The following is a 25,175-nucleotide window of genomic DNA, read 5'->3' on the forward strand; positions in this document are numbered from 1 at the left end:
GAAATTAACGAGGGACCGTGTCATGGCCAAAAAGGGCTTCAGCTTTTCGAAAACCGCCGTCTGGGCCTTGATGGCCCTTTTGATCTTGGGTCTGGGCGGCTTTGGCGCGATCAACCTCAGCGGCAATCTGCGCAGCATCGGCACCGTGGGCGACAAGTCGATCTCGGTCGATCAATATGCCCGCCAGTTGCAGCAGGAAATCCGCGCGATCGAAGCGCAAACGGGGGAGAGCCTGCCCTTCGCCCGCGCCCAAGAAATGGGGCTGGACCGCGCCGTGCTGCAACGGATCGTGCGCAACCGCGCGCTGGACCATGAGGCCGACCAGATGGGCATCTCCATCGGTGACGCCACCCTGCGCGATGAGATCGTGGCAATCTCGGCCTTCCAAGGGATCGACGGCAACTTTGACCGCGAAGGCTATCGCTTTGCCCTTCAGCAAAGCGGGATGAGCGAGGCCGAGTTCGAACGCTCGATCCGCGAAGAAGCCGCGCGTGGCCTGCTACAACGCGCCATTCTGGGCGGCGTCTCCATGCCCGACACCTATGCCCGCACGCTGGTCGACTATGTTGCCGAAGAGCGCAGCTTCACTTGGGCCCGGCTGAGCGAGGATGACCTCGACGCGCCCCTGCCCGCCGCCACCGAAGACGAATTGCGCGCCTATTACGACGCCAACACCGATGACTTCATGCTGCCCGCCAGCAAAAGCATCACCTACGCTTGGCTCGCTCCCGAAGACCTGCTGGACGAAGTCGAAGTGCCCGAAGAAGAACTGCGCGCCGAATATGACGCCCGCAGCGACGAATACGACCAGCCCGAGCGGCGTTTGGTCGAACGTCTGGTCTTTGCAGATCAGGACGCCGCAGATCGCGCTGCCGCAGCGCTTGAGGTTGACGGCACCACTTTTGAAGCACTGGTCGAAGAGCGCGGCCTTGCTCTGGCGGACGTTGATCTGGGCGATGTCGCCAAATCGGATCTCGATGACGCAGGTGATGCGGTATTCTCCGCCGAAAGCGGTGATATTGTAGGCCCGCTGCCCAGCTCGCTTGGGCCAGCCCTGTTCCGCGTGAACGCCATCCTCCCCGCGCAGCATGTGCCTTTCGAAGAGGCCCGTGAGGTGCTGGAAGAAACCCTCGCCATCTCCCGCGCCACCCGCGCCGTCGAAGCCCGCGCGCAAGAGATTGACGACCAGCTTGCCGGGGGCGCCACGCTCGAAGATCTGGCCGAAGAGACCAAAATGCGCCTCGGCACCATCGACTGGACCCAAGACAGCAGCGAAGGCATCGCCGCCTATGGCGCCTTCCGCGAAGCCGCCGCGGGGCTGAGCGCCAATGACTTCCCGCAGATCGACCAGCTTGAAGACGGCGGCATCTTTGCCATGCGTCTTGATGAGACCAAGGACGAACGCCCCGAACCTTTCGAAGAGGCCCGTGATGCGGTTGAGACAGCATGGCGCAACGCTCAGATCGTCGAGGCGCTGACCGAAAAGGCCGAAAGCCTGACCGAGACGCTCGGCGAAGAAGGGGGTTTTGAGGCCGCCGGTCTCACGCCGCAGCTTGGCGAAGGGCTGACCCGCAGCTCCTACGTCGACGGCACGCCGGACGACTTCATGGATCAGGTCTTTGACCTCGACGAAGGCGGCGTGGCCGTCCTGCCTGCAGGCGATAGCGTCGTGGTTCTGCGCGTCGATGCCGTGACACCGGTGGGCGAAGACGACCAGACCCAAGCGCTGATGGACCGTCTGTCGCAGCAGTTGGATCAGGCGCTGGCCCAAGGTCTTTTCGATATCTACAGCAATGCCGTTATGCGCGACGCCGATCCCCAGATCGACCAGCGCGCGGTCAATGCCGTGCATGTGAACTTTCCCTGATAGGCAATTTTGATGGCCCTGACCCCGGATTTCGATAGTTTCGCCCGCGCCTATGAGGCGGGCGAGAATCAAATCGTCTACACCCGCCTTGCCGCCGATCTCGACACACCTGTGTCCTTGATGCTGAAACTCACCGGCGCGGCAGAGAATGCCTTTGTGCTGGAATCCGTCACCGGCGGCGATGTGCGCGGGCGGTATTCGATCATCGGCATGAAACCCGACCTGATCTGGCGCTGCCGGGGCGAGACCTCTGCGCTCAACCGTGCGGCGCGCTATGATGCCGATGCCTTTGAGGATATGCCCGGTGACCCGCTGGACCGTCTGCGCGACGTGATCGCGGAATCGCGGATCACCCTGCCCGACGATCTGCCGCAAGCCGCCGCCGGGCTCTTTGGCTACCTCGGCTATGACATGATCCGGCTGGTGGAACATCTGCCCAATGTGAACCCCGACCCTCTGGGCCTGCCCGACGCGGTGATGGTGCGCCCTTCGGTCGTCGCGGTGCTCGACGGGGTGAAGGGCGAGGTGACCATCGTTTCCCCCGCTTGGGTATCCGACGGCCAAACCGCCCGCGCGGCCTATGCTCAAGCGGCCGAGCGCGTGATGGACGCCGTGCGCGATCTGGAACGCGCCATGCCCCAGACCTCCCGCGATTTGGGAGAGGCCGAAGACGCGCCGGAGCCGGTCAGCAATTTCACCCGCGACGGCTATAAATCTGCCGTGGAAAAGGCGCGCGACTATATCAAGGCGGGCGATATCTTTCAGGTGGTGCCAAGCCAGCGGTGGGCCCAAGGTTTCACCCAGCCCCCCTTCGCGCTCTACCGCAGCCTGCGGCGCACCAACCCCTCGCCCTTCATGTTCTATTTCAACTTCGGCGGCTTCCATGTGGTGGGCGCCAGCCCCGAGATCCTCGTCCGGGTCTTCGGCAACGAAGTGACCATCCGCCCCATCGCAGGCACCCGCAAACGCGGCGCCACGCCGGAGGAGGATCGCGCGCTGGAAGCCGATTTGCTCAGCGACCCCAAGGAGTTGGCCGAGCACCTGATGCTGCTGGATCTGGGCCGCAACGACGTGGGCCGGGTTGCTAAGATCGGTAGCGTGCGCCCGACGGAAGAGTTCATCGTCGAGCGCTACAGCCACGTCATGCACATCGTCTCAAACGTGGTGGGCGAATTGAAAGAGGGTAAGGACGCACTCGACGCCTTTTTTGCGGGCATGCCTGCCGGCACCGTTTCCGGCGCGCCAAAGGTTCGCGCGATGGAGATCATTGACGAGTTGGAGCCCGAGAAGCGCGGCGTTTATGGCGGCGGCGTGGGCTACTTCAGCGCGGGCGGCGACATGGACATGTGCATCGCCCTGCGCACCGCCGTGGTGAAGGACGAGACGCTCTATATCCAAGCGGGCGGCGGCGTGGTCTATGACAGCGACCCCGAGGCCGAATTCATGGAGACGGTGCATAAATCCGGCGCAATCCGCCGCGCGGCTGCGGATGCGTCGCGCTTTGGTGGCAAAGGCAACGGCTGATCATGGCCCCGCGCGCGCCCTTCCAGATCGCGGGGCATTCCGTCGCCCCCGGGAGCAGCCTTGCCGTCGATCTGCCCGTCTCGATCCTGCCCGATCACACGCCGGTGCATCTGTCGCTTGAAATCTTCCACGGCAAGCGTCCCGGTCCGACGATGTTCGTCTCAGCAGCGGTGCATGGGGATGAGGTGATCGGCGTGGAGATCCTGCGCCGCCTTCTGCGCGCGCCGCAACTCTCGGCGCTGCGCGGCACGCTCATTGTAGTGCCTGTCGTGAACTCCTTCGGCTTCCTGAACCGCTCGCGCTACCTGCCAGACCGACGCGATCTGAACCGCTGTTTCCCCGGCTCGCCCACCGGCAGCCTCGGCGCGCGGTTGGCGCATATCTTTCTGCAAGAGGTGGTACTGCGCTGCGACTTCGGCATCGACCTGCATTCGGCGGCGATCCACCGCACAAACCTGCCGCAGGTGCGCGTCTCTCCGGCGGATAAGGTGACCCAGAAAATGGCGCTGGATTTCGGCGCGCCGGTGGTGCTGACCTCCCCCCTGCGCGACGGATCGCTGCGCGCGGTCGCCGCGAAACAGGGCACGCCGATCCTGCTCTACGAGGCGGGCGAAGGGCTGCGCTTTGACGAGATGGCCGTGCGTGCCGGTCTGGCGGGCATCCTGCGCGTCATGCGCGGCCAAGACATGCTGCCCGCCAAGGGCATCGCCCGCGCCCGCAGCGCGCCCTATATCTGCACCGCTTCCCATTGGCTGCGCGCCCCCGCAGGCGGCCTGCTGCGCACCTTCCGGGCCGAGGGCGAGACCGTCGCCGAGGGCGATCTTCTGGCCATCGTCTCAGACCCTTTCGGCAAGGAGGAGGCCGAGCTTCTCGCCGATGCGCCCTGCATCCTCATCGGGCGGGCGATGCTGCCCATCGTTAACGAAGGCGATGCAGTCTTTCACCTTGCCAAACTTAGCCCCCGCGCGGCGGAGGCGACGGTGGATGAACTCGCCAGCCAGTTGGAGGAAGACCCGCTCTTCGACGAAGACGAGATCATCTAGCGCCAAGGCGCGCGCCGCGCCGGGTCATTCCTCGCGCAGCAGCACCGCCGAGATCGGGACCAAGGCCACATCGCTCGCGCGGTCTTGCAGCCCCCAGAGCAACAGGGCGGAGACGGTATCAGGGCGCAGGCGGCCCAGCATGATCACAGCACCCTCCTGCCCCGCTTTGAAAGCCGCTTGATCCAGAAAACGCCGGATCACCCGCGCGGATTGGTCCTTGCTGTCAAAATCGCGAAACACCGGATCGGCAGGCACACCCGCCTTGCGGGCCAGCTTGGGCATGGTGTTGAGCCCCTTGTCCTGCGTGACCAGCCCGTGGCCGGATTGCGCGAGGATATCGGTCACCTGATCGGCCAGCGCACGGCTGCCTTGAAAGCCGCTTTCGGTGCCTTCCAACACCCCCACCACCGGGCCGATCTGGTCGAGCGTTGCGCCAAATGTGGTCTCGGCGTCGCTGGGCTGCGCGCCCTGCGGCAGGTCGACCATGGCCAAGACCTCGAACCCAGCCTCGCGGTAGGTTTCCACCCGCTCGGCGGCATCCGGCAGGGTGCTATCGACGGCGAAACTCAGCGGATAGGGAAAGCTGCGCAATGCGGCCAACCCGGCGCTGCCCGCGGTGACCGAGGTGCCATCGTCGATCAGCACCACGCTCATCAGCGGCTTGCCCTCGGGCAGGTCCACGGCGAGGCTGTTGGCCACCACGGGGCGCGGGTCTTCGTTCACGATTTCGTCAGCTTCAGCGGGCTCTGCCACCACCTCTGCACCGGGGCGGTTGATCACGACGCCTGTGTCTCGCTCGGTCAGGCTGGTCGCTGGTGTACCGATGGCCGGGCGGCTGTCGGCTTCAGTTTCAGCAGGCTCTGGAGTGGCTTCGGCAACCTCCGTCTCTTCCAGCGGCGCGGGCCGCGCCTCCTCGATCTTATCCGGCTCAAGCATCGGGGAAGACAGGTCAGCTTCAGCGGCCTCCGCCTCACCGCGAGGCGCGTCTTCAAGCGCATCGGCTTCAACCTCCGGCTCTTCGATCACAACCTCCTCCGCCGGCAGGGTGATCGCCTCCTCCTCTTCGACCTCCGGCGCGACCATGCCCTGTGGCGCGTCAAAGGCCCCTTCGATACCCGCCACATCCGGCGCGGGCGGCTGCGCGGGTTCGGTGCTGATCGAAAGCTCATCCGCCGCAGGCGGCGCATCCGGCGCTGTGGCCTGCGGATTGGGCATGACCGGCTCTTCCGCGCCGGGCGACATCGGCGTCTGCCCCTCGGGGGCCGCGGGGGTGCTGAGCCCCTCCGCACCGCCGGTCTCTGGCAGGCTGGCCGAGGTCTGCGTGTCGGGGTCAAGCGCGGCGAGGCTGTCTTGCTGCGGCACATCCGCGCGCGGCGCGGGGGCGTTCAACACCGGCGCGCTATCGCGGCTGCGCCCCTGCTCGCCTGCATCCGTCACGTTGATCCGCGCTGGCGCGGGGCCTGATCCGGGCGCATCGCCTACCTGCGGCGGCAGCGGCAAAGGCATCATCAGTGACACCGCACCGGCCACACCGATGCTTGCCACACCGCCCCAAACCAGCCCGCTCAGAACTCCGCGTGCCATCTGCGCTACTCCTGCTGTCTGCGCCATGGCCAGAAAGCCCGGCGTTCCCCTCAATTGGCTTGCCCCAAACTCTTGACGATGGGGTTCAAGCCTGAACATGTATGCGAAAACCTATACCGCGCTCCGGCGCGGTTTCTCCAGTCCTAATACAAAGAAATGCCTGCCTGTGCTGCTGCTCATCGATAACTACGACAGCTTTACCTATAACTTGGTCCACTATCTGGGCAGCCTCGGGGCGGATGTGCAAGTGCACCGCAACGACGCGCTCAGCGTGGACGAAGCGATGGCCATGAACCCCGCCGGTATCCTGCTGTCTCCCGGCCCCTGCGACCCCGACCAAGCGGGAATTTGCCTAGAGCTGACCCATGCCGCCGCCGCAGCGCGCGTGCCGCTTCTGGGGGTCTGCCTTGGCCATCAGACGCTTGGCCAAGCCTTCGGCGGCAAGGTCGTGCGCGCGGATGATATCGTGCATGGTAAACTGGGCCAGATGCACCACGACGGGCGCGGCGTTTTCGCCGGGCTCCCCTCGCCCTTCGGGGCCACGCGCTATCACTCGCTGGTGGTCGAACGCGCGAGCCTGCCCGATTGCCTTGAGATTACCGCAGCGCTTGAAGACGGCACCATCATGGGCCTGCAACACCGCGAGTTGCCGCTACACGGCGTGCAATTCCACCCGGAATCGATCCGGTCCGAGCATGGCCACGCCCTGCTGCAAAACTTCCTGAACGAGATGAAGGTCCCGGCATGAGTAGCGCGCTGAAACCCCTGCTGGATGCCGCTGCGAACGGGCCGCTGACCTCGGATCAGGCCGTTGAGGCCTTTGAAATCCTGTTCGAGGGCGAAGCGACCCCCAGCCAGATCGGCGGCTTTCTCATGGCGCTGCGCACGCGCGGCGAAACGGTCACGGAATATGCCGCCGCCGCGCAGGTCATGCGCAGCAAATGCAACGCCGTCCGCGCGCCCGAAGGCGCGATCGACATCGTTGGTACCGGCGGCGACGGCAAGGGCACGCTGAACATCTCAACCGCGGCCGCCTTCGTGGCTGCGGGCGCAGGCGCTGTCGTGGCGAAACATGGCAACCGCAACCTCAGTTCGAAATCGGGTGCTTCCGACGCGCTGTCGCAACTGGGGATCAACGTCATGGTCGGCCCCGCGGTGGTCGAGCGTGAACTGGCCGAAGCTGGCATCGGTTTCATGATGGCGCCCATGCATCACCCCGCCGTCGCCCATGTCATGCCGACCCGGTCCGAACTTGGCACCCGCACGATTTTTAACATCCTCGGGCCGCTGACCAATCCGGCAGGGGTCAAACGGCAGCTGACCGGCGCCTATACCCGCGATCTGATTGAACCGATGGCGCTGACGCTAAAACAACTTGGTTCGGAAAAAGCATGGCTCGTGCACGGCTCGGACGGCACGGATGAATTGACCATCACCGGCGTCAGCTGGGTCGCAGCACTGGAAGACGGTGTCGTCAACCTGCGCGAATTGCACCCCGAGGATGCGGGCCTGCCGGTCCATCCGTTCGAGGCAATCGCCGGGGGCGAGCCTGCCGAAAACACCAAACATTTCAAAGCGCTCCTCGACGGGGTTCCATCAGGTTACCGCGATGCGGTGCTGCTGAACGCGGCCTCTGCTTTGGTGGTGGCCGACGTGGCCCCGGATCTGAAAACCGGCGTCGAGATGGCCCGCGAAAGCATCGACAGCGGCGCGGCGCGTGAGCGGATCGAGAAAGTGGCGCGGATCAGCCATTCGGCATGACACCGCCGAGCCTCAGCGCCCTTGGCGCATGGGCCGAGCTGCCCTTTTTTGCCGAGGACTGGCCGCGTATTGCCGAGCAGCTTGCCGCGGAAACGAGGGTCGTCCTACCGCCCGCCCCGCAGATATTCGCCGCACTAGAGCATCTGCAACCGCCGGCTGTAGACGTGGTTATCCTTGGTCAAGACCCCTATCCGACACCCGGCCACGCCCATGGCTACGCCTTCTCGGCCGAGCCGGATGTGCGCCCCATTCCCCGCTCCCTTGTCAATATCTTCAAGGAGTTAGACGCCGATCTTAGCGCATCACCGCAAGACCCAGACCTGCGGTTCTGGGCCGATCAAGGGGTTCTGCTGCTCAACAGCGTGCTGACCGTTCCGGCGGGCTGCGCACATGGGCACGCGAGGCTCGGATGGCAAAGGTTAACCGCTCAGGTGCTCAACCGTCTTTCTGATCGCCCCCGCGCCTACCTGCTTTGGGGGGCGCATGCGCAAAAGGCGGCGGCAGAGGTCGATCCGGCCCGCAACCTGAAGATAGAGACGCCGCACCCTTCACCGCTATCTGCAAGGCGCGGCTTCTTCGGCTCACGCCCCTTCAGCCGCGTGAATGACTGGTTGCAGGGCCAAGGCAAGCCCGGCATACATTGGACAAAGCCGTGAGGAAGCCATGACCGCCACAATTCTTGAAAAAATCAAAGCCTACAAGCTGGACGAAATTGCCGCTGCCAAGGCCGAAAAATCGCAGGCAGAGGTCGAAGCTGCGGCCCGCGCCGCCCCGCCAGTCCGCCCCTTCGCGCAGAGCTTGCACAAAGCCTCCCGCGAAGGCTACGGCCTGATCGCCGAGATCAAAAAAGCCAGCCCCTCCAAAGGTTTGATCCGCGAAGATTTCGAACCCGCCGCCCTCGCCCGCGCCTATGCTGCGGGCGGCGCGACCTGCCTCTCGGTCCTTACCGACACCCCGAGTTTTCAAGGCGCGAAGGAATTCCTCGTCGAGGCCCGCGCCGAATGCGATCTGCCGGTACTGCGCAAAGATTTCCTCTACGACCCCTACCAGGTCGCCGAAGCGCGCAGCCTTGGGGCCGACTGCATCCTGATCATCATGGCCTCCGTCTCAGACGCGCAGGCCGCGGAACTTGAGCAAGCCGCAGATGAATGGGGCATGGACGCGCTGATTGAGGTTCATGACGCAGAGGAACTCGCCCGGGCCGAAAAGCTCAACAGCCGCATGATCGGGATAAATAACCGCAATCTCAACACCTTCGAGACCTCTCTTGACGTGACGCGCCAACTGTCAGAGGCCGTCCCTCACGACCGTATGCTGGTCTGTGAATCCGGCCTATACACCCCCGCGGATCTTGCCGATATGGCGGTCTATGGCGCGCGCTGTTTCCTAATCGGCGAAAGCCTGATGCGGCAGCAAGATGTCGAACAGGCCACCCGCGATCTGCTCGCAAACCCGCTCGTTCCCGGAGGGATGTAATGGCGCTCACCCATTTCGACGCCGAGGGCGACGCCCATATGGTCGATGTCTCGGAAAAAGCTGTGACTTCGCGAGTTGCCAAGGCTGAAACCCACATCAAGATGGCGCCGGAAACGCTTGATATCATTACTGAAGGGCGCGCTAAGAAGGGTGATGTTCTGGGTGTCGCAAGGCTTGCCGGGATCATGGCGGCCAAACGGACGGCAGACCTGATCCCGCTTTGCCATCCTCTGCCGATCACCAAGGTGAGCGTCGATCTGACTCCCGACGCCGCACTGCCCGGCATTCGCATTCTCGCCACTGTCAAAACCACTGGCCAAACCGGGGTTGAGATGGAAGCCCTCACCGCGGCCTCCGTCACCGCCCTCACCGTCTATGACATGGCCAAAGCCGTGGATAAGGCGATGGAGATTGGCGGCACGCGGGTCGTTCTGAAAGATGGCGGTAAATCAGGCCGTTACGAGGCGACATGATCAGCGTCGAAGCGGCTTTGGAAGCCGTCCTGAACCTTGTTGCACCTCTGGAAACCGAAGAAGTCGCCCTTCGCGCCGCCAATGGCCGTGTCTTGTCGCAGCCCGTGCGCGCGCAGCGCAGCCAGCCGCCTTTCGCCGCCTCCTCTATGGACGGCTACGCCCTGCGCCGCGCCGAAGTCGAACCGGATGCGATGTGCAAAGTCGTCGGCGAAGCCGCGGCGGGCCATGGCTATGCGGGTACGCTGCGAGCCGGACAAGCGGTGCGCATTTTCACCGGCGCGCCGGTGCCCGAGGGCGCCGATTTCGTGGTGATCCAAGAAGATGTGACCCGGCGGGGCGACCTTATCACCCTCGGCCACCATATTGATGACAAAGACAATATTCGTCCTGCCGGCGGAGACTTCACCGAAGGCGAGGACCTAATCGCCCCGCGCATTTTGCGACCCGCCGATGTGGCGCTGCTCGCTGCGATGAACGTGGCACAGGTGCCTGTCACCCGCAAACCCATCATCGCGATCCTCGCCACGGGGGATGAATTGGTGCAGCCCGGTGAAAAACCCGGCCCCGACCAGATCATCGCCTCCAACAGCTACGGCCTCGCCGCGATGTTCGAAGAGGCGGGCGCTGAGGTGCGCATGCTGCCCATCGCGCGTGACACGACAGCGTCGCTTAAACAGGCCTTCGCCCTGGCCCGCGGCGCGGATTTGATCGTCACCATCGGCGGCGCGTCGGTGGGCGATCATGACCTCATCGCGCCCGTGGCGGCTGAGCTTGGCATGGAGCAGTCTTTTTACAAGGTCGCGATGCGCCCCGGCAAGCCGTTGATGGCAGGCAAGATCGGTGATGCCGCGATGGTCGGGCTGCCGGGAAACCCCGTTTCTGCAATGGTTTGCGGTGCGATCTTCGTGTTGCCTATGCTGCGGCGCATGCTTGGGCTGACCGAAGTCCATCCTACGATGCGCGAAGCCCCCCTTGGACGCGAGATTGGCCCGAATGGACCCCGAGCGCATTACATGCGCGCCCATCTTCGCGATGGCGCACTCCACCCGGATGATCGGCAGGATTCGTCTCTTCTATCCGTGCTCGCGCAGGCCGATGCGCTGATGATCCGCCCGCCTAATGAACCGGCGCGCAAGGCGGGCGATTTCCAAAAGTACATCTTGATTTAACGCCAACCCACGGTTGACACAAAACAAGAACATCCCTAGAACAAAAGCAATAAAAGCTTCAGGGGCCGCGCGATGCTGACCAAAAAACAACTCGATCTGCTTTCTTTCATCCACCAACGCGTGCAGCGCGACGGCGTCCCGCCCAGCTTTGATGAGATGAAATTGGCGCTCGACTTGCGGTCGAAATCCGGCATCCACCGGCTGATCACGGCATTGGAGGAGCGTGGCTTCATCCGGCGCCTTGCCCATCGTGCCCGTGCGATCGAAGTGGTCAAACTGCCCGAAAGCCTTGGCGGTGCGCCCGGTTTCGCCCCCCGCGTGATCGATGGGGACCGGCCCGACGCCCCGCCCCCGCCCGCGGCGCAACCGGTCACCGCGCATCACGCGTTCGATGTGCCGGTCATGGGCCGGATCGCTGCCGGTGTCCCGATCGAGGCGATCTCCCAAGTTTCCCATAGCGTCACGGTGCCCGGCGGGATGATCGCCGGTCAGGGGGAGCATTACGCCCTTGAAGTGCGCGGCGACTCGATGATCGAAGCGGGTATTAACGATGGCGATATCGTGGTGATCCGCGAAACCTCCGTCGCCGATAATGGTGATATCGTGGTGGCCTTGGTCGAAGATCAGGAAGCCACGCTGAAGCGTTTCCGCAGACAAGGGTCGTCAGTCGCCTTGGAAGCAGCCAATGCCGCCTATGAAACGCGGGTCCTGCCCTCGGACAAGGTGAAGGTTCAGGGGCGACTGGTCGGGTTGATCCGCACTTACTGACGCTGCTGGCGGCTGTTCCATAAACGCGTCCCGGCGCGGTCTTTCGCGGTGGTGACTTCCCAACCCTGCGCCGATTTGTTCAGCGCGATTGCGCCGGTTTCCCGCAGCCGCAAGGGATCGTAGACTTGGCAGCCCCAATCTCGGGCGGTCGTCATATCGACGGATGCAACCACGACCTCCTCGGGCTGGCAGCCGCTGAAGGCGGCGACCGCCCGTTTTCCTGACAAATGGATGATACCCTCCTCTTGGCCCGCCCATCTTTGGGCGGCCACGGCTTGATCCGCCCCATCGCCATCATTCTCCAACCAATTGCGCGCGACGAAACCTGCGGCTTTGTCTTTGCTGAGCGCCCTGCCCGCCGGGGTCATGACGCCCACGAGCGTTCCCGTGTCGGCGACAAGCACGTCCGGGCGTGTGGTTCCTTTCCAGAGGGTGAAAGACAGCAAGATCGCGGGCAGGCCGAACCACCGTAGATGACCTTGCCACAGGACGAGCCAGAGAAACCCGAGTGACAGGAGCGGCAGCACCCATCCCCCCGGCCCCGGCACGAAGCTGCGCGCGCCGGGGAGATGTGCCACTACATCCGCGACCGATAGGATCCACTCAAGGCCCAGACCCATCGCCCAAAGCGGTATTCCTTCACCGCCGAAGGGCGCAAGGATCGCCGCCAGCACGGCGGCGGGGATGACAAAGACCCCCATCAAGGGGACCGAGAGCAGGTTCGCGACCAATCCGTAATGCGCGATCGTGTTGAAATGCGCGGCGGATATGGGCGCGGTTGCGATACCCGCCACGGCCGAAGAGATCACCACCGCGGCGACGGGGCGGAGGCGTTTGGGAATAACCTCTCCTTCGAAATCGCGGATCCAGCCAAAGACCGCGACAAGCGCCGTGGTCGCGGCGAATGACATCTGAAACCCCGGCCCCATCAGCGCCTCGGGCCGCAGGGTCAGGACGATGATGCCCGCAATTGCGACGGCGCGCAGGGAGATCGCCCGCCGCCCGATCATCAGCGCGCATAGCGCCACGGCGCACATAACATAGGCCCGCTCGGTCGCGACATTTCCGCCCGACAGCGCGAGGTATCCGGTGGCGGCGATCAGAGCGGCCCCCGCGGCGATGCTTCGGCTTGGCCAACGGGTGGCGGTGACCGGATGCAACGCGAGAAGCAGGCGCGCTGCGCCGAAGACAACTCCGCTGAGCAACCCCATATGCAGGCCCGAGATCGCCAATAGATGCGCCAAATTGCTGCTGCGCAGGTCTTGCAGGGCGTCTTGCGAAATGGCGCTGCGGTCACCGGTGGTGATGGCGGCGGCGATACCGCCGATATCGCCGGGAAGATGCGCGCGCACCCGCGCGGAGGCGGCCATGCGCAATCGGAAGAGGGTCAGCGCGATGCCCCCTTCCACAGGGTCCGCCATGCCCAAAAGCGGCACGCGGGTGTAGCCCACCGCACCCAACTCGGCAAACCAAGCATGGCGCTGAAAATCAAAGCCGCCCGGCTCGACCGGGCCTGCGAGGGGCGACAGATGCGCCGTGGTCATCACCTGCATGCCGGGCCGTGGCGTAATTGCGCCGGGGAGCGTCGAATGGAGTGAGACGCGCACCCGGGGCGGTGTGCGCGCGGGCGGCACCCGGTCCAACCGCACCTGATCGAGCGTCACGCGGGGCGCGTCGGACTGGCTTCGGTCAAGCGCCACGACACGCCCTTCGACCGAGCCATAGTAACGCCAGCCGAGAACCGGGGCTGCCACCGAATGCGCCCGAAACGCCGCCAGCAGCACTCCCAGCAAGACCAAAGCCGCGGCGACAGCAAAGGGGGCCGTGACCTCAGGCAGCGCCCGCGCGACGACCGCCAGCACGACCACGACACCTGCGACCGCCGCCAGCATCACCCCCGAAGGCTCTGCCCGCAGCGAAAAATACCAGCCGATCCCCAAGGCGAGGCAGACCGGCACCCAGCAAAACAGATGCCCGCGCTGGCGCAGCATCACGGCGCTGAACTGGTTCCAAAGGCCCATGCTTGCCCCCGCGGATCGCACTGGGTAGACAGGCGTCAAATCCTAGGACCGGGATGGTTACCAATTGGTAAACGCCGCTCCGAACACCATATCTCTGACCGAAAGGCCCTCCGCCATGAACGCCCCTGTTGTGACCCGTTTCGCCCCTTCTCCCACCGGGTTCCTGCATATCGGCGGGGCGCGGACCGCCCTGTTCAACTGGCTCTATGCGCGTGGCCGGGGGGGTAAATTCCTGCTGCGCATCGAAGACACCGACCGCGCGCGCTCAACCCCTGAAGCGACGGCGGCGATTCTTCAGGGCATGTCGTGGCTCGGCCTCGACCACGATGGCGAGATCGTGAGCCAGTTCGAAAATGCCCCGCGCCACGCCGAAGTCGCGCAGGAGCTGCTGGCCGCCGGCAAAGCCTATAAGTGCTTCGCCAGCCAAGAAGAAATCACCGCCTTCCGCGAGGCGGCCAAGGCCGAGGGGCGCAGCACGCTCTATCGCTCCCCGTGGCGCGATGCCGATCCGGCCAGCCACCCGGACGCGCCTTATGTCATCCGCATCAAGGCGCCGCTGGAAGGCACCACCGTGATCCACGATCAGGTGCAGGGCGATGTCACCATCCGCAACGACCAGCTCGACGATATGATCCTGCTGCGCTCGGACGGCACGCCGGTCTATATGCTGGCCGTCGTGGTGGACGATCACGACATGGGCGTGACCCATGTGGTGCGCGGGGACGATCACCTCAACAACGCCGCTCGCCAGATGATGATCTATGAGGCGATGGGCTGGGACGTGCCGGTTTGGGCGCACATCCCGCTGATTCACGGCGCGGATGGCAAGAAGCTGTCGAAACGTCACGGCGCCTTGGGTGCGCAGGAATATCAGGTGATGGGCTATCCTGCGGCGGGCATGCGCAACTACCTCGCCCGTCTGGGCTGGAGCCATGGGGATGACGAATTCTTTACCGATGCACAGGCGCAGGAATGGTTCGATCTGGACGGGATCCGCAAAAGCCCCGCGCAGTTTGACCTGAAAAAGCTGGAAAACCTCTGCGGTCAGCATATCGCACAGGCCGATGATGCCGCACTGCGGCGCGAGATTGAAGCCTATCTTGAAGCGGCAGGAGAGCCCGCGCTGACCGAAGGTCAGGCCGAGGGGTTGGAACGGGCGATGTACTGCCTGAAAGATCGCGCGAAGAAATTCCCCGAACTGATTGAAAAAGCGGCCTTTGTCTTGGCCGAGCGACCGATCACCCCGGATGAGAAAGCAGCAAAGAATCTCGATACGGTATCCCGTGGCATACTGTCGGAATTGACGCCGCAATTGCAAAATGCTAGCTGGAACAAAGAAACGCTGGAGGAGGTACTGAACGGCTTTGCTGCCGCGCATGACACCAAATTTGGCAAGCTGGCGGGGCCGCTTCGGGCGGCCTTGGCTGGCAGGGCAGTCACCCCATCGGTTTTTGACATGATGTTGGTGCTGGGGCGCGATGAGACCCTTGCCCGACTGACGGACGCCGCGGCCTAAGTTTTGGTTCACCACTTCTTTGGGCGGCAGGTATAACTGAACGGGACAGCCCCATATGGGGCTAGGCCCAGACGGCGGGGGCATCTCCGCAGCCTACATTCGGGAAGGGATTTCATGACCAATAACAATAAAACCGCAACGCTGACGATCGACGATCAAAGCTTCGATCTGCCGATTCACAGCCCCACTGACGGGCCCGATGTTGTTGATATCCGCAAGCTCTATGGGCAGGCGGGTGTCTTTACCTACGACCCGGGCTTCACCTCGACCGCGGCTTGCGACAGCACGATCACTTTCATCGATGGTGACAAAGGCGTGCTGCTGCACCGGGGCTACCCGATCGAACAACTGGCGTCGAAGTCGCATTACCTCGAAGTCTGCTACCTGCTGCTTTATGGCGAGCTGCCCTCCCCCAAGGCGCTGGAAGATTTCGAGCGCCTAGTGACCAACCACACCATGCTGCACGAGCAGATGATGAACTTTTTCCGCGGCTTCCGTCGCGATGCGCATCCGATGGCGATCATGGTGGGCGTGGTTGGCGCGATGTCGGCCTTCTATCACGACAGCACCGACATCAACGATGAGCACCAGCGCGAGGTCGCCACGATCCGCCTGATCGCCAAGATGCCAACGATCGCGGCGATGGCCTATAAATACACCATTGGCCAGCCATTCGTTTATCCGCGCAACGATCTCGACTATGCGTCGAACTTCCTGCGCATGTGCTTTGCCGTTCCGGCCGAAGAGCATGAGGTCAACCCAATTCTCAGCCGCGCGATGGACCGGATCTTTACGCTCCACGCCGATCACGAGCAGAACGCCTCGACCTCGACCGTGCGTTTGGCGTCGTCTTCCGGTGCGAACCCCTTCGCCTGTATCGCCGCTGGCATTGCCTGCCTCTGGGGTCCGGCGCATGGTGGCGCGAACCAAGCCTGCCTTGAGATGCTCAAGGAGATCGGCACGCCCGATCGAATCCCTGAGTTCATCGCCCGCGCCAAGGACAAGAACGACCCCTTCCGCCTGATGGGCTTTGGCCACCGCGTCTACAAGAACCACGACCCGCGCGCGACCGTGATGAAGGAAAGCGCCGACGAGGTTCTCGAACTGCTGGGCGTGGAGAACAACCCGATCCTTCAGGTCGCGAAGGAGTTGAAGAAAGCCGCGCTGGAGGATCCATATTTCGCGGAGAAGAAGCTCTTCCCGAACGTGGATTTCTATTCCGGCATCATCCTCGAAGCGATGGGCTTCCCCACGTCGATGTTCACCCCGATCTTCGCGCTGGCGCGGACCGTGGGCTGGATCTCCCAGTGGAAAGAGCAGATCAGCGATCCGCAGCTCAAAATCGGCCGTCCGCGTCAACTGTACCTCGGCGAAGACAAGCGCGATTATGTCGATATCGAGAACCGCTGAAGCAACCTTCAAAGACCATGCAAACGCCCCGGATTTCCGGGGCGTTTCGCGTTTCGCCCGCCACTGCCCGCAATACCTATGATTGAGGTTGTTGACCCTAGGGCAACAATGGCGCCGCCGGTGGGGCAACTGATTCCGCTCGCCCGAATCGCGAAAACCGGTGCCCTTTTATGCACTGTCAGCAATGGCGTGAAAAATCAGTGAATGTTTCCAAGCGTTTTGCCGGACACGAAACACCGGAGCCGAAAATACGGCCAAATTGCGGCACTGTTTCGCACCTCGTGACAATGCCCGCGCCCCGCTTGACGGGATTCCCCCCGCGGCGGTAGCGTCCCTTCACGATGTCTTTTCGGGGTGGGAAGGGCATCATTGCGGCACTGCCGAAGGGGTTCGCTCTTTCGCATTCCGGCCGGCGTCCACCCCATTGTAGACGCCCAGCAGTACAGCCGGGCCGCGACGAGAGGATGCAGGATGACCGCAACGGACCGGACCAAAGGGCTTCGCTGGGACTGCGCCATCGGTCTGACGCCGGCGAAGGCCGACGATGTCCCTGGCCCTCAGGGTGCGCTCGTCCCCGATACATTGCATGATTGCGACCAGATCGCCGTGGTCTATGACAAGGGCCAGACCCCGCCGCGCATCACCATCGCGCAGGTTTCGAACTCGGTCCATACGGTTTTGGCGGACGGCGTCGCTGTGGCGGTTGTGGCGCGGGCCAATGGCCCGGCACCTTCGGCAAGTGATGTGCTTTTGGTTGAGCGTAGTTGCTAGCGCTCAGCGCCCCTGAAACTTGGGGCTGCGCTTTTGGGTAAAGGCCGTCACCCCCTCGGCGAAGTCCTGAGACTTGCCGCAGCGGCCCTGCGCTTGGGCCTCCAGCGAGAGTTGATCCTCAAGCCCATTGTCCCATGACGCGCGGATCGCCTTCTTGGCCTCGGCATAGGCAGCGGTCGGGCCGGCGGCCAATTGCGCGGCCTTGGCACGCCAATGGGCATCGAACTCCGCATCCGGCACGGCCTGCCAGATCATCCCCCAATCATCGGCCTGTCGCGCGGTGATCTTATCGGCGAAGAGGGCCGCCCCCATTGCCTTGGCCATGCCCATTTGCCGGGGCAGCGCATAGGTGCCGCCCGCGTCGGGGATCAGGCCAATGCGCGTGAAAGCCTGCATGAAATAGGCGCTCTCGCTCGCAAAGACGACATCGGCGGCCAGCGCGATATTCGCCCCTGCCCCTGCCGCCGGGCCGTTCACGGCAGCGATGGTCGGCACCGGGCAGTTGATGATGGCGCGCAGCAGCGGCGCATATTCTTCGCGCAGCGTTTTCTCCAGATCGGCCACGCCGCCCGCCCGGTCGGCCAAGTCTTGGCCCGAGCAAAAGGCACGCCCCGCCCCCGTCAGGACCACGACCCGCGCCGCGCGCCCGCCTTCGGTCACCGCATGGGTCAGCTCTGCCCGCATCTGGGTGGTGAGCGCGTTCATCTTATCGGCGCGGTTCAGCGTGATCAGCGCGACATCGTCGGTCAGCGCATAGGTGATCGTTTCATAGTCCATCTTGCTATCCTCGATTGCTTGGCCGCAGCATATCAAAGCAATGTGCCGCTGCCAGTGCAACGGGGCGTCAGCGGTCAAGAATATCGCGCAGGCGGGCTTCTTCCTCTGCCGAAAGGGGCGCTTCGCTTGGGGTTTTGCTGCGGGCGCGGCCGCGCAGATAGATCACGCCCAGCCCCCCGGCCAGCAAGAGCATCAGCGGCCCGGCCCCCCAGAGCAACCAATTGGCCCCCGTCGCCTGCGGGTTCAGCAGGACATATTCACCGTATCGGTCGACGATAAAATCCACCGCCTCCTCATCGCTGTCGCCCGCCACCAGCCGCTCGCGCAGCAAGATGCGCAGGTCACGCGCAAGGCTCGCGTTGCTCTCATCAATGCTTTCGTTCCGGCAGACAAGGCAGCGCAGACCTTGGCTCAACTCCCGCGCGCGGGCCTCCAATGCGGGGTCGTCCAACACCTCATCAGGCTGCACCGCCCAGAGCGGGCTGGCGAGCAGAGTCAGGATCAGCAGCAGCCGTTTCATTCCGCAGGCACTCCTACCGTTTGCTTGCGTGCGCCCGCCGCGACCCGAAAGCGCCGGTCGCTGAGGCTCAGCATCCCGCCAAGCGCCATGAGCGCGCAGCCGATCCAAATCCAATTGGTCATCGGCTTGATATAGGTTCGCACGGCCCAACCGCCCCCGTCCTGCGCGTCGCCGATCACCACATAGACGTCCCGCGCGAGGTTATAGTCGATCGCCGCCTCGGTCGTCGGCATCTGCGCCACGGGGTAGAACCGCTTTTCCGGCAGCAGGGTCGAGATCACTTCGCCGTCCTGCGCTAGCGTGATCTCGGCCATGGTGCTGAGGTAGTTCGGCCCTCTGACCTCGCTCACATCCCGCAGGGTCAGCGTGTAGCTGCCCACGTCAAAAGGCGCGTCGATCCGGGCCACGCGGATGTCATCCACGGCCCAAGCCATCAGCCCCGCGATCCCGGCCATGGTGACGCCCAGCCCGCCATGCGCCGTGGCCTTGCCCCAATCCGCACGCGGCAGGCGGCGCAACCGGCGCAGCTTGCCCGGGCCGCGCCCAAGACGTTGCATCACATCCACCACGGTGCCCATCACCAGCCATGCCCCAAGGAACAGGCCCACAGGCCCCAGCAGGCCGCGCCCGGTCTGCATGGCAAAGGCCAGCCCCCCAAGCGCCAGCGCTAGCAGGAAGGCATAGCGCAACGGGTAGAGCGCACGCATGATCTTGGCCCGTTTCCATGGCATCGCGCTGCCAATCGGCAGGATCAGCCCGAGCGCTACCATGAAAGGGGTAAACGCGGCGTTAAAGAACGGCGGCCCGACGCTGAGTTTTCGGTCGAGGAACATCTCAGCCACCAGCGGCCACATGGTGCCGACGAAGACAACGAAACAGGCCACTGCGAGCAGCAGGTTGTTCACCACGAGGGCCGTCTCGCGGCTCAGCAAGCCAAAGACGCCTTTCGCCTCCAGCGCCGAGGCGCGCAGCGAATAGAGCACCAGCGCACCGCCGGTAAAGACCCCCAGAATGGCCAGAATAAAGACCCCCCGCTCGGGGTCATTGGCGAAGGCATGGACGGAAGTCAGCAGGCCAGAGCGCACAATGAAAGTCCCGATCAGCGAAAAGCCGAAGGCGAGGATGGCCAGCAGAATGGTCCAGCTTTTCAAGCTCTCGCGTTTCTCGACCACAATGGCGGAATGCAACAGCGCCGCCGCCAAGAGCCAGGGCATGAAGCTCGCGTTCTCGACCGGATCCCAGAACCAGAAACCGCCCCAGCCCAGCTCGTAATAGGCCCACCAAGACCCAAGCGCGATGCCAATGGTCAGAAACACCCAAGCCGCCAGCGTCCACGGCCGCACCCACCGGCCCCAAGCCGCATCCACGCGCCCCTCAATCAGCGCCGCCACGGCAAAGCTGAAGGCCATGCTGAGACCGACATAGCCGAGATAGAGAAACGGAGGGTGGAAGGCCAAACCGGGGTCTTGCAAAAGCGGGTTCAGGTCTTGGCCATCAAAGGGCGGCGTGCCCATGCGCAGAAAGGGGTTCGAGGTGAAAAGGATGAACGCCAGAAAGGCCACCCCAATCGCCGCCTGCACCGAGAGCACCCGCGCCCGCAGCCGCGGCGGCAGGTTGCCGCCAAACCACGCGGCCATCGCCCCGAAAAGCGCCACGATCAGCACCCAAAGCAGCATCGACCCTTCGTGATTGCCCCATGTGCCGCTGATTTTATAAAGCATCGGCTTGGCGGAATGGCTGTTGGCCACGACCAGTTGCAGGCTGAAATCCGAGGTGACGAAGGCCCACATCAGCGCGCCAAAGGACAGGGCGATCAGGATAAATTGCGCCGCCGCTGCCGGTTCGGCCACCGCCATCCAGCCCGCGCGGCCCCGCCAAGCGCCCCACATCGGCACCACCATCTGTACAAGCGCCACGCCAAAGGCGAGCACAAGCGCGAAATGTCCAAGCTCTGTAATCATGGGCCGGACTATAGGGGGCCGACGCCCCCTAAGCCATGGCAAATCAAACGTGAAAAACGGTCAATCGGTCGCAGTCAGCCCCGGCTGCGACGCCAAGCATCAAGGGCGGCATTCTCCGACGGCGCAACCGCGGCGAGGGCCAGACGGCTGTCGGCACCGGTGTCGGCCACCTGAGGGCTGTCGGCGCGCATCTCGCGCAAAATCTCGATATTCTCAACCACCTGCGGCACCCGCGCGATGGTGCCGACGATGGCACGCTGAAACTCCTGCGATTTCACCTGCTGCCGCGCACCAAAATAGAAAGAGACGATCACCCCCAACAACCACCAAAGCGGCTCGGGCACCAAGCCGATGCCCTGCATCCGTTCGGAGAACCACAGCGGATTGACCATGGCGGTGACGAACAGGCCGAGCGTGCCGAGCGCCAGCATCGGGCGGGGAAGACGATTGACCCCGTCCATGAAGCGGTCAAAGCCACCCTGCCGCGCTTGGGCGAACTCGGCCCCATATTGCGCCATGGCTTGGCCCTGCACCGCATGGGCGCGCTGCGCCCCGGCCTCGGCATTCTCGCGGAACACTTCGACCGTGTCGCGGATGACGTTCCGCTCACCGCCGAAGATTGTCATGAAGATACGTTCGATCAGCCCCATTGTGCCACCCTCCGTGCGAAATCGGCGTCGCTCATGTGATACCGCGGCGAGATGAATTCTTCGGCCCTGCGTATCCACCCCCCCTTGCCGCCTGAGCGACTGCGCGCGTATTTACGGCTGGCAGGACGCCGGTCAGCAAGGCGGAAGTAATAGTTGCGCCGCGCGATGCCGTAGGCGTCGACCAGATGTTCGGGGGCGGCCTGCCATGCGGCATGAGCAGCGCGGATCGTCTGCGGCCCAATGGCCCCATCAACGGTGATATCCTGCCCAATCTCACGCAGCAGATTTTGCAGTATTTTCACCGCGTTGCTACCTGCGTTGACATACATGTCAAAGACGCTCGGCTGCAATGGCGCGGGCAGTTCGGCGATGCGCGGCGCGTTGAAGTAATGCCGGACAAAAATATCGACTGCCTGCGCGCGGCCAATGCGGCGCACATCCGCCACATCGACCGCCCCATCGCCGGTCAGGTCCAGCCCCAAGCGGCGCATGGTGTGGATCGTCACCCCGTATTTCGTCGCCCCGCCGGGGTCGTCGGGGTCATTCACAAAGCCGCCCTCGCGGGCGACGATGGCGCTGGCGATCTCACGCACGGACTGCATCGCGACTCTCCTGTTTTGCATGCAAACAGGCTCCGCCGGATTGGTTAAGAGATGCTCAGGCCCCCGCGCGTTGCGCAGCGGTCAGCCTTCGGATTCGCGATAAACGCCCTGCTCTTTCAGCGCGTCCGTCACTTCCTTGGGCATGTAGGTCTCATCATGTTTTGCAAGAATTTCAGTGGCTTCAAACACGCCGCCGACATAGCTGCCGGTGCCGACCATGCCTTGGTTCTCTTCAAAGAGATCCGGCAAGACGCCCGTGAAAACCACCGGGACAGAGGCCCCGCCATCGGTCACGGCAAAGCTGATCTGCTCGCCCTGCCCGCGCTTCAGCGACCCTTCCTCAACCAGCCCGCCGATGCGGAACACCTCTGACGGGCCGGGCGGCTCGGCGATGACTTGGCTTGGGGCGCGGAAATAGTTGATCCCGTCGCGCAGCGCATAGCCGATCAGTGCGGTCGACAGGACCAAGGCCACCGCCGCCACGGCGATGATCTGGATCCGGCGCTGTTTCTTGAGGCTCTTCATGGGAAGAGCGGGGCCATCATTAGCCCGTCAGTTTCCGGCAGGCCCAGCATCAGGTTCGCGTTTTGCAAGGCTTGCCCGCTGGAGCCTTTGGTCAGATTATCCAGCGCCGCGACCACCGTTGCCCGCCCAGTCTGACGGTCGGCCACCACGCCGATATGACAGAAGTTCGAGCCGCGCACATGCCGCGTGCTGGGCGCCTCGCCGAAGGGCAGCACCTCGATAAAGGGTTCATCAGCATAGGCTTTTTGCATTGTCTCATAGATCGCTAGCGCATCGCCTTTGACATAGCAGGTCGCCAGAATGCCGCGGTTCGCAGGCACCAGATGCGGGGTGAACTGCACCTGCACGGGCCGTCCTGCAAGGGCCGAAAACTCCTGATCGAACTCCCCTAGATGCCGGTGTGTGCTGCCAAGCGCATAGCCGTGATAGCCCTCGCTCAACTCCGCATGAAGCAGGTTTTCCTTGAGCGATCGCCCTGCCCCGGAGACGGCGCATTTCAGGTCCAGTATGATATCATCCAGATCAACCACCCCCGCCGCGATCAACGGGCGCAGGGCAAACTGCCCCGTGGCCGCATTGCAGCCCGTCCCCGCCACCAGCCGCGCGGCGGCAATCTCTTCGCGGTAGAATTCGGTGAGTCCGTAGACCGCCTCTTTCTGCTGCTCAAGCGCAGCATGTTCATTGCCGTACCACTTGGCATAATCCTCAGGATCGCGCAGGCGGAAGTCGGCGGAAAGATCGACGATTTTCATGTCCTTCGGCAGCGCCGCGATCACCTCTTGGCTGGTCTTATGGGGCAATGCGCAAAAGCACAGATCAATCTGCGAAAAGTCGATTTCATCAATCGTGACCAATGTGGGCAGATCGAGATGGCGCAGATGGGGAAAGACCTCGGCCATGGTCTGGCCGGCCTTGGAGTTCGCGCCCAAAGCCTTGATCTGCATAGAAGAATGGCCAGCAATCAGCCGGATGAGTTCTGCCCCGGTATAGCCGGAGGCGCCAAGAATGGCGATGTTCTGGGTCATGGTCTGTCCCCTTGTTCGGAACGAAATGTAATTGGAGTTCAGGCGGCGGTGAATGTGATCTGTCGTCGCAGGAACTGCGTCGCGCGGTCGCTCACCCGGGCGGGATCACCAGTGGTGAGAAAAGCCGCCTCACCCGTGCCTGTCATATCAGGATGCCGCTCAAGGTAATCGGCCAAGGAATCCGCCACCAACTCGGCCTGACTGAAGACTTTGACCTGCCCGCCCAAAGCCGCCTGAAAGGCCTCCTGCATCAGCGGGTAATGGGTACAGCCCAGGATTGCCGCATCGGGGTTGGGCATCTTGCGCTTCAGCGCGTCGACATGGCTGCGCACCAGCGCTTCGGCAAGGATCATGTCGCCTTCTTCGATGGCATCGACCACCCCGCCGCAGGCCTGCGCCTCAACATCCACACCGATGGCGCGGAAAGACAGTTCACGCTGAAACGCGCGACTTGCCACCGTGGCAGGCGTGGCGAAGAGCGCCACATGGTTGACGGCCACCTCGCGCGGCGGAGAGTTGTCGCCCCACTGCCGCTCGGTCATCGCTTCGATCAAGGGCACAAAGACGCCCAGCACCCGCTTGTCGCGCGGGATCCACCCCTCTTGCATCCGGCGCAGCGCGGCGGCAGAGGCGGTGTTGCAGGCAAGGATCACCAGATCGCAGCCCGCATCGAAAAGCCGCTGCACGGCGGCGCAGGTCAGCTCATAGATATCATCGGCATTGCGCACGCCGTAGGGCGCATGGGCGCTGTCGGCGAGATAGACGAAATCCACCTCCGGCAGCCGTTCTTGCACCTTGTTCCAGACGGTCAGCCCGCCCAGCCCCGAATCGAATATACCAACTGCCATGGTCTGTCGTCACCTGTCGGCTCTATGCCGTTCCTCAAACTCGTAGCCGAGGCCCTGATACTGGCCCGGCTTTGGTGACAACTCATAGGTGGCTTTGCGCAGGAAATCCATCATCGCTTTTGCGTCCCCTGCGAGCGGGTCGAGCGTGGTGCGCGGGATCGGGTCGCCGATGGCCACGCGCACGGGCGTATCGACGCGGGCGCGGAACTCTTTGATCAGCAGCCCCATGCGCAGGTTGGCATGCAGGTGACTGGCGATCTGGAACAAGCGGCTGGTGTGACCGTCAAAGTAGATCGGCACCACCGTGGCGTCAGACTTGGCGATCATCCGCGCCGTGAAGCTGCGCCAGCCGGGGTCCAACGGCTGCGAAAACGGTCGCGCGGCGGTGCTGACGGTGCCCCCGGGAAAGATACCAATCGCCCCGCCCTGCGCCAGATAGTTTAACGCGGTCCGGCGGGTGGCGAGGTTGAGCGCCAGTGCGGCGCGGTCTTCGGCAAAGCTGATGGGCAGCAGATGATGCGCCAGATCCGGCGCTTGGCTGAAAACCGCATTGGCCATGATGCGAAAATCGCCGCGCGTCTGGCTCAGGATATGGCCCAACATCAGCCCGTCCAGAATGCCGTAGGGGTGATTGGCGATCAGAATGACCGGCCCCCGCGTCGGGATATTGGCCAAAGCGCCGCGCATCACGTCCAGCGTCAGACCACAGCGCCGGACCATCGCATCGAAGAACCCCAGCCCCGCGGCCAGATCGTCTTCGTAGCCTTCGGCCCGTTTGAGCAAGGAAACGCGCCCGGTGGTGTTTTCCATCAATCGAATGAGCGCCCTCCCGCCCCGGGTTCGGGCGGAATGGGCATAGCTTATGTCACGGGCGTAGGTCACAT

At 63.7% G+C, this 25,175-nt stretch carries 24 protein-coding genes; 13 read left to right on the plus strand and 11 right to left on the minus strand.

Annotated features, from left to right (window positions below; translation table 11 throughout):
• Positions 1-22: 22 nt before the first annotated feature.
• From ACGYLX_RS05840 to ACGYLX_RS05850, 3 genes are read left to right on the plus strand one after another with little or no spacing between them, the layout of a single operon-like run.
• The gene (locus ACGYLX_RS05840; RefSeq protein WP_394447886.1) at positions 23-1,867 is read left to right on the plus strand and encodes a peptidyl-prolyl cis-trans isomerase; all 1,845 of its coding nucleotides are present in this window, start codon (positions 23-25) and stop codon (positions 1,865-1,867) included.
• A gap of 12 nt (positions 1,868-1,879) precedes the next feature.
• The gene (gene trpE, locus ACGYLX_RS05845) at positions 1,880-3,391 is read left to right on the plus strand and encodes an anthranilate synthase component I (RefSeq protein ID WP_394447888.1); all 1,512 of its coding nucleotides are present in this window, start codon (positions 1,880-1,882) and stop codon (positions 3,389-3,391) included.
• Between the two features lie 2 nt (positions 3,392-3,393).
• A complete protein-coding gene (locus tag ACGYLX_RS05850; RefSeq protein WP_394447890.1) occupies positions 3,394-4,434 on the plus strand; it encodes a succinylglutamate desuccinylase/aspartoacylase family protein in 1,041 nt (346 codons plus the stop codon).
• A gap of 24 nt (positions 4,435-4,458) precedes the next feature.
• On the opposite strand, the gene ACGYLX_RS05855 is transcribed toward ACGYLX_RS05850, so the two are convergent.
• Entirely contained in the window at positions 4,459-6,018 is a 1,560-nt protein-coding gene (locus ACGYLX_RS05855) for a divergent polysaccharide deacetylase family protein (RefSeq protein ID WP_394447892.1), read from the minus strand.
• Between the two features lie 166 nt (positions 6,019-6,184).
• Between ACGYLX_RS05855 and ACGYLX_RS05860 the strand changes: the two genes are divergently transcribed.
• From ACGYLX_RS05860 to lexA, 7 genes are all read left to right on the plus strand, one after another.
• A complete protein-coding gene (locus ACGYLX_RS05860) occupies positions 6,185-6,766 on the plus strand; it encodes an anthranilate synthase component II (RefSeq protein ID WP_394447894.1) in 582 nt (193 codons plus the stop codon).
• Positions 6,763-7,779, plus strand: a complete 1,017-nt coding sequence (gene trpD / locus ACGYLX_RS05865) for an anthranilate phosphoribosyltransferase (protein ID WP_394447896.1) — start codon at positions 6,763-6,765, stop codon at positions 7,777-7,779. Before ACGYLX_RS05860 ends, trpD begins: the two co-directional genes overlap by 4 nt.
• Positions 7,776-8,435, plus strand: coding sequence for a uracil-DNA glycosylase (locus tag ACGYLX_RS05870; RefSeq protein WP_394447898.1), 660 nt, complete (start codon positions 7,776-7,778; stop codon positions 8,433-8,435). Before trpD ends, ACGYLX_RS05870 begins: the two co-directional genes overlap by 4 nt.
• 7 nt (positions 8,436-8,442) lie before the next feature.
• Entirely contained in the window at positions 8,443-9,255 is an 813-nt protein-coding gene (gene trpC / locus ACGYLX_RS05875) for an indole-3-glycerol phosphate synthase TrpC (RefSeq protein ID WP_271687133.1), read from the plus strand.
• Positions 9,255-9,728 carry a cyclic pyranopterin monophosphate synthase MoaC gene (gene moaC, locus ACGYLX_RS05880; RefSeq protein WP_394447900.1) on the plus strand — a complete coding sequence of 158 codons (474 nt, stop codon included), beginning with the start codon at positions 9,255-9,257 and terminating at the stop codon, positions 9,726-9,728. Before trpC ends, moaC begins: the two co-directional genes overlap by 1 nt.
• A complete protein-coding gene (gene glp / locus ACGYLX_RS05885) occupies positions 9,725-10,897 on the plus strand; it encodes a gephyrin-like molybdotransferase Glp (RefSeq protein WP_394447902.1) in 1,173 nt (390 codons plus the stop codon). Before moaC ends, glp begins: the two co-directional genes overlap by 4 nt.
• A 72-nt stretch (positions 10,898-10,969) precedes the next feature.
• Positions 10,970-11,665 carry a transcriptional repressor LexA gene (gene lexA, locus ACGYLX_RS05890; protein WP_067260680.1) on the plus strand — a complete coding sequence of 232 codons (696 nt, stop codon included), beginning with the start codon at positions 10,970-10,972 and terminating at the stop codon, positions 11,663-11,665.
• Here the strand turns inward: lexA and ACGYLX_RS05895 are convergent.
• The gene (locus ACGYLX_RS05895) at positions 11,659-13,686 is read right to left on the minus strand and encodes a ComEC/Rec2 family competence protein (protein ID WP_394447904.1); all 2,028 of its coding nucleotides are present in this window, start codon (positions 13,684-13,686) and stop codon (positions 11,659-11,661) included. The genes lexA and ACGYLX_RS05895 overlap by 7 nt on opposite strands.
• 115 nt (positions 13,687-13,801) lie before the next feature.
• Between ACGYLX_RS05895 and gltX the strand changes: the two genes are divergently transcribed.
• The 3 genes from gltX (at position 13,802) to ACGYLX_RS05910 (ending at position 17,383) form a co-directional block, all read left to right on the plus strand.
• Positions 13,802-15,202 carry a glutamate--tRNA ligase gene (gltX, locus tag ACGYLX_RS05900; protein WP_394447906.1) on the plus strand — a complete coding sequence of 467 codons (1,401 nt, stop codon included), beginning with the start codon at positions 13,802-13,804 and terminating at the stop codon, positions 15,200-15,202.
• Between the two features lie 114 nt (positions 15,203-15,316).
• The gene (locus tag ACGYLX_RS05905; RefSeq protein WP_394447908.1) at positions 15,317-16,612 is read left to right on the plus strand and encodes a citrate synthase; all 1,296 of its coding nucleotides are present in this window, start codon (positions 15,317-15,319) and stop codon (positions 16,610-16,612) included.
• Positions 16,613-17,083: 471 nt separating this feature from the next.
• The gene (locus tag ACGYLX_RS05910; protein ID WP_394447910.1) at positions 17,084-17,383 is read left to right on the plus strand and encodes a hypothetical protein; all 300 of its coding nucleotides are present in this window, start codon (positions 17,084-17,086) and stop codon (positions 17,381-17,383) included.
• Positions 17,384-17,386: 3 nt separating this feature from the next.
• On the opposite strand, the gene ACGYLX_RS05915 is transcribed toward ACGYLX_RS05910, so the two are convergent.
• The 9 genes from ACGYLX_RS05915 to ACGYLX_RS05955 form a co-directional block, all read right to left on the minus strand.
• Positions 17,387-18,160 carry an enoyl-CoA hydratase-related protein gene (locus tag ACGYLX_RS05915; protein ID WP_067260694.1) on the minus strand — a complete coding sequence of 258 codons (774 nt, stop codon included), beginning with the start codon at positions 18,158-18,160 and terminating at the stop codon, positions 17,387-17,389.
• 67 nt (positions 18,161-18,227) lie between these two features.
• Complete coding sequence (locus ACGYLX_RS05920; RefSeq protein ID WP_322327616.1) at positions 18,228-18,680, minus strand: cytochrome c-type biogenesis protein; 453 nt, start codon at positions 18,678-18,680, stop codon at positions 18,228-18,230.
• Positions 18,677-20,641, minus strand: coding sequence for a heme lyase CcmF/NrfE family subunit (locus tag ACGYLX_RS05925; protein ID WP_394447912.1), 1,965 nt, complete (start codon positions 20,639-20,641; stop codon positions 18,677-18,679). Before ACGYLX_RS05925 ends, ACGYLX_RS05920 begins: the two co-directional genes overlap by 4 nt.
• Before the next feature lie 74 nt (positions 20,642-20,715).
• Positions 20,716-21,291 carry a holin family protein gene (locus tag ACGYLX_RS05930; RefSeq protein WP_394447914.1) on the minus strand — a complete coding sequence of 192 codons (576 nt, stop codon included), beginning with the start codon at positions 21,289-21,291 and terminating at the stop codon, positions 20,716-20,718.
• Entirely contained in the window at positions 21,282-21,893 is a 612-nt protein-coding gene (locus ACGYLX_RS05935) for a holin-associated N-acetylmuramidase (RefSeq protein WP_394447916.1), read from the minus strand. Before ACGYLX_RS05935 ends, ACGYLX_RS05930 begins: the two co-directional genes overlap by 10 nt.
• Before the next feature lie 81 nt (positions 21,894-21,974).
• Entirely contained in the window at positions 21,975-22,418 is a 444-nt protein-coding gene (ccmE, locus tag ACGYLX_RS05940; RefSeq protein ID WP_394412449.1) for a cytochrome c maturation protein CcmE, read from the minus strand.
• Positions 22,415-23,443 carry an N-acetyl-gamma-glutamyl-phosphate reductase gene (argC, locus tag ACGYLX_RS05945; RefSeq protein ID WP_394447918.1) on the minus strand — a complete coding sequence of 343 codons (1,029 nt, stop codon included), beginning with the start codon at positions 23,441-23,443 and terminating at the stop codon, positions 22,415-22,417. Before argC ends, ccmE begins: the two co-directional genes overlap by 4 nt.
• A gap of 38 nt (positions 23,444-23,481) precedes the next feature.
• Positions 23,482-24,291, minus strand: coding sequence for a glutamate racemase (locus tag ACGYLX_RS05950; RefSeq protein WP_271691460.1), 810 nt, complete (start codon positions 24,289-24,291; stop codon positions 23,482-23,484).
• Between the two features lie 9 nt (positions 24,292-24,300).
• The gene (locus ACGYLX_RS05955) at positions 24,301-25,173 is read right to left on the minus strand and encodes a lysophospholipid acyltransferase family protein (protein ID WP_394447920.1); all 873 of its coding nucleotides are present in this window, start codon (positions 25,171-25,173) and stop codon (positions 24,301-24,303) included.
• Between the last annotated feature and the right edge of the window lie 2 nt (positions 25,174-25,175).

It is taken from the genome of Sulfitobacter sp. 1A13496, assembly GCF_043557225.1.
Lineage (GTDB): Bacteria > Pseudomonadota > Alphaproteobacteria > Rhodobacterales > Rhodobacteraceae > Sulfitobacter > Sulfitobacter faviae.